Annotated in this window: 2 protein-coding genes and 1 pseudogene; 1 reads left to right on the forward strand and 2 read right to left on the reverse strand. The window is 74.8% G+C overall.

Annotated elements, in window-relative coordinates:
• Positions 1-143: 143 nt before the first annotated feature.
• Positions 144-1,268, reverse strand: a complete 1,125-nt coding sequence (locus tag AC2CJA_RS24160; RefSeq protein WP_484604799.1) for an ADP-ribosylglycohydrolase family protein — start codon at positions 1,266-1,268, stop codon at positions 144-146.
• 213 nt (positions 1,269-1,481) lie between these two features.
• A complete protein-coding gene (locus AC2CJA_RS24165) occupies positions 1,482-4,073 on the reverse strand; it encodes a bifunctional FO biosynthesis protein CofGH (protein WP_484604800.1) in 2,592 nt (863 codons plus the stop codon).
• Positions 4,074-4,253: 180 nt separating this feature from the next.
• On the opposite strand from AC2CJA_RS24165, the pseudogene AC2CJA_RS24170 reads away from it, so the two are divergent.
• Positions 4,254-4,830, forward strand: a pseudogene (locus AC2CJA_RS24170) (CehA/McbA family metallohydrolase); the annotation flags it as partial.

The raw sequence follows: 4,830 nt of genomic DNA on the forward strand, positions 1-4,830 counted from the left end.
CGCCGGGCGCAGACCGCTCGCGCCCCGACGCGCCCCCCCGGGCGGTCGCCCCGGCCCCCAGGGGCCGGCGCGGCCCCGCGCCCGAAGCCCTCTCGACTGGCTCGCCGTCCCGGCCGAGGGGGTTCGGCGCTTCCCGGGCCCGGTCAGGCGCGCGGGTAGCGGGTCAGCCAGCCCGGTGAGCCGGCCGGGGCGGCCGGGCTGTGGAGGGCGGGCCCCTGGGTCATCTCCATGGCGAAGTCGTCGGCCAGTTCCAGGATGGTGGCGCGTCCCTCCAGTTCGGCGACCCAGTTCGGCGGCAGGGCGGTCTCCCCGTGCATCACGCCCAGCAGGTTGCCGCAGACCGAGCCGGTGGAATCGGAGTCACCACCGTGGTTGACCGCCAGCAGCAGGCCGTGGCGCACGTCCTCGGCCACCAGCGCGCAGTACACACCCATCGCCAGCGCCTCCTCCGCCGTCCAGCCCTCCCCCAGCGACTCCACGCGCTCCGCGCCCGGCAGTCCCTGGCGCACCGCGCCGAGCGCGTGCTTGAGGGCGTCCGTGGTCTCCTCGTGGCCGGGGCGGGCCGCCAGATGTGCCAGGGCCCGCTGCACCGCGGCGTCCAGGCTCTCGCCCCGGGCGACGGCGTGGACGATGACGGCGAAGGCCGCCGCCGCCAGGTATCCCGTGGGGTGGCCGTGGGTCTGGGCGGCGCACTCGGCGGCGAGCTGGAAGACGAGTTGCGGCTCCCAGCCGACGAGCAGCCCGAAGGGCGCGGAGCGCATGACGGTGCCGCAGCCCTTGGAGTCGGGGTTCTTCGGGGCCTCCAGCGTGCCCATCCGGCTGTCGGCCAGCCCGGTCAGACAGGCACGGCCGGGGGCTCGCTGCGAGTACAGCCACTCCTGGCGGGCCAGCCAGCCGTCCTCGGTGCGGCGCTCGTCGGGCCCCCAGTCGCGCTGGGTGGCGGCCCAGCGCAGGTAGGCGGCGTGCACGTCGGTCGGCGGATGCCAGGCTCCGGTGTCGCGCCGTACGTGGGCGCGGATCAGGCCGTCGACGGTGAACAGGGTCATCTGCGTGTCGTCGGTGACGGCGCCGCGCCGCCCGTAGGCGGGCACGTAGTCCGTCACACCCTGGGAGCCGTGGGCGGTCCTGATGGCGTCGAGCGAGTCGAACTCGACTCCCGCGCCGAGCGCGTCGCCGATCGCGCCGCCGAGCAGGCAGCCGCGTACCCGGCTGCGGAAGTCCTGCTGCTCGGTGCGGCCCCAGATGCCACCGCCAGGTGTCGAGGTCACCGTGCCGTCCCCTCCCGTTCGCCCCTCGGCTCTCGTCCGCTCCGGTCCGTTCCCGTGTCCTGTCCCCGCCGGTTTCGGACCGCACTTTAATCCAGGGTGCGCGGACGGAGGCGGCCCGGAGGTGGACGGGGGCCGGAGATCCCGGGAAGACGGCCGGAAGTCGCCCCGTCCGGGCCGGGCCGGCGCCCGGATCCGTGACGGGGACGGCGGCCCTCAGTCCTCCAGCACCGGCAGCAGCTCCGGCAGGCGCCCGCCGGACGCCTCGGCGGCCCGTACGCGCTCGCCGGGGACCTCGCCGTAGGTCGTGGTGCGGGGGCGGGCCGGACGTCCGGCGGCCTCGGCGATGGCGACCAGGTCCCGGACGGATCTGTAGGAGCCGTAGGAGGAGCCGGCCATCCGGGAGATGGTCTCCTCCATCAGCGTGCCGCCCAGGTCGTTGGCGCCCGAGCGCAGCATCTCGGCCGCACCCTCGGCGCCCAGTTTGACCCAGCTGGTCTGGATGTTGGTGATGTGCGGGTGCAGCAGCAGGCGGGCCATGGCTGTCACCGCGCGGTTGTCGCGGACCGTCGGCCCGGGGCGGGCGATGCCGGCGAGGTAGACCGGGGCGTTGGTGTGGACGAACGGCAGCGTCACGAACTCGGTGAAGCCGCCGGTGCGCTGCTGGATCTCCGCCAGCAGCCGCAGGTGGCCCAGCCAGTGCCGGGGCCGGTCCACATGCCCGTACATCATCGTCGAGGACGAGGGCAGGCCCAGCTCGTGCGCGGCGGTGACCACCTCGACCCAGGTGGCGGCCGGCAGCTTGCCCTTGGTGAGGATCCAGCGCACCTCGTCGTCGAGGATCTCGGCGGCCGTGCCGGGGATGGAGCCGAGCCCGGCCTCCTTCGCCGCCGCCAGCCAGTCGCGGACCGGCATGCCCGTGCGGGTGGCGCCGTTGACGACCTCCATGGGCGAGAAGGCGTGGACGTGGATGCCCGGCACGCGCTCCTTCACCGCCCGCGCGATGTCGAAGTAGGCGGTGCCGGGCAGGTCTGGGTGGATGCCGCCCTGCATGCAGACCTCGACCGCGCCGACCTCCCACGCCTGCGCCGCCCGGTCGGCGACCTGGTCCAGGGAGAGGGTGTAGGCGTCGGCGTCGGTGCGGCGCTGGGCGAAGGCGCAGAAACGGCAGCCGGTGTAGCAGACGTTGGTGAAGTTGACGTTGCGCGTGACGATGTAGGTCACCTCGTCGCCGACGGTGTCGCGGCGCACGTCGTCCGCGACGCGGCACACCGCGTCCAGGGCCGGTCCGTCGGCGTGGAGCAGCGCGAGGGCCTGGTCGTCGGTGAGGCGGGTGGGGTCGTCGGCGGCGGTGGCCAGGGCGGCGCGTACGTCGGCGTCGATCCGCTCGGGCGCCATGCCGGGCGCGGCGCTCTCGCGCAGCGCCTCCCAGTCGCCGTACACCTCGTCGAAGTCCGCGCGGCGGTCGGCGGTGCGGCCGGCGGTGTCGATGGTGCGGTGCAGGTCGGTGCGGCCGGCGGAGGTGGCGGTGAAGGCCTCGTCGGGCTCCTGCCAGGGACGGCCGGTGACGGTGGCGTCCTCGCGGGCCAGACCCGTGTCCGGGTCGGCCAGGGCGGTGACGTGGGGCAGCAGCCTCGGGTCGAGCCAGGGCTCGCCGCGGCGGACGAACTCCGGGTAGACGGTGAGGCGTTCGCGCAGTTCGAAGCCGGCGGCGCGGGTGCGGTCGGCGAGTTCGTCGATCTGGGGCCAGGGACGTTCGGGGTTGACGTGGTCGGGGGTGAGCGGGGAGACGCCGCCCCAGTCGTCGATCCCGGCGCCGATCAGCAGCGCGTACTCCCCACCCACCAGGTTCGGCGGGGCCTGGATGCGTGCGGCGGGGCCGAGGACGTGGCGGGCGACGGCCACGGCGGCGGCCAGTTCCTCCAGTTCGGCGTCGGGCATGCCGCCCATGGCGGTGCCCGGCTTGGCCCGGAAGTTCTGCACGATGACTTCCTGGACGCCCTGGTACGCCCGCTGGACGCGGCGGACGGCGAACAGCGACTCGGCGCGCTCGGCGTACGTCTCGCCGATTCCGATGAGGATGCCGGTGGTGAAGGGAACGGACGAGCGTCCCGCGTCCTCCAGTACCCGCAGCCGGACGGCCGGGTCCTTGTCGGGCGAGCCGTGGTGGGGACCGCCGGGCTCGGACCACAGCCGGGTGGCGGTGGTCTCCAGCATCATGCCCATCGAGGGGGCGACGGGCTTGAGGCGCTGGAAGTCCGTCCACGTCAGCACCCCGGGGTTGAGGTGCGGCAGCAGACCCGTCTCCTCCAGCACCCTGATGGCCATGGCGCGCACATAGGCGAGGGTGTCGTCGTAGCCGTGCGCGTCCAGCCACTCGCGGGCCTCGGGCCAGCGGTCCTCGGGCCGGTCGCCAAGGGTGAACAGCGCCTCCTTGCAGCCCGTCGCCGCGCCCCGGCGGGCGATGTCCAGCACCTCGTCCGGGGAGAGGTAGGGGCCGTGCCCCTCGCGGCGCAGCTTCCCCGGCACGGTGACGAAGGTGCAGTAGTGGCAGCGGTCCCGGCACAGCCGGGTGAGCGGGATGAAGACCTTGCGCGAGTAGGTGATCACGCCGGGGCGGCCGGCCGCATCCAGGCCGGCGTCCCGTACGCGGGCGGCCGAGGCCGTCAGACCGGCCAGGTCCTCCCCGCGTGCCCGGAGCAGCACGGCGGCCTCGGCCGCGTCCAGCGCGACCCCGTCCCGGGCCCGCCGCAGGGCGCGCCGCATGGCGTTGGCGGTGGGTGCTGCCTGCCCGCTCGACGAAGTCATGGAAACGAGCATACGAGTGCCTCCGGCACCGGCCGGCAGGCGGGCAGGGGTGTTCCCTCCGCCCGCCGCACCCGCCGTCACGCGGTGTCGGACGGGTTGTCCACAGGTCTTCTCCCGTCCGTCACCCGCTCATGGAAAAGTGATCGGCACCACATCGGAGGCGACAGGGCGGGGGCCCGCATGGACCGGCGCGAGGTACTGAGGCTGTCCGCCGCCGCGGGAGCGGCGAGTGCGCTCACACTCCAGGGCGTGAGCTTCGCGCACGCGGAGGAGCGCGCGGGAAGGGGGATGGGCGGCGAGGAGAGCAGAACGGTCCGCGGCCGCCTGCCCAACGGCGCACCGGACTTCGTCCACCTGCCCGTGGAGGTCCCGGACGGGGTGCGGGAGCTGGCCGTCTCCTACTCGTACGACAAACCGTCCGTGCCCTCCGGCACACCGGGCAACGCCCTGGACATCGGGATCTTCGACGAGCGCGGCACGGCCGCGGGCGGACGGGGCTTCCGCGGCTGGTCCGGCGGCTTCCGCGCGGAGTTCACCATCAGCGCCGAGCGCGCGACGCCGGGGTATCTGCCCGGCCCGGTGCGGCCGGGCACCTGGCACGTGGTGCTGGGGCCGTACACCGTCGCCCCGCAGGGCATGGAGTACGAGGTCACCGTCACCCTGCGGTACGGGAAGCAGGGCCCCTCGGCCCCGCCCGCGGCTGCGCCCGTGCCGGGGGGGGGGCGGGGGGGGGGCGGGGTCCGGGGGGGCGGGCCGC

It is taken from the genome of Streptomyces sp. ATLC9 (genome assembly GCF_057196705.1).

Coding starts and splice junctions, on each gene's coding strand:
- AC2CJA_RS24165 (WP_484604800.1), bottom strand. CDS start 4,073: ATGACTTCGTCGAGCGGGCAGGCAGCACCCACCGCCAACGCCATGCGG.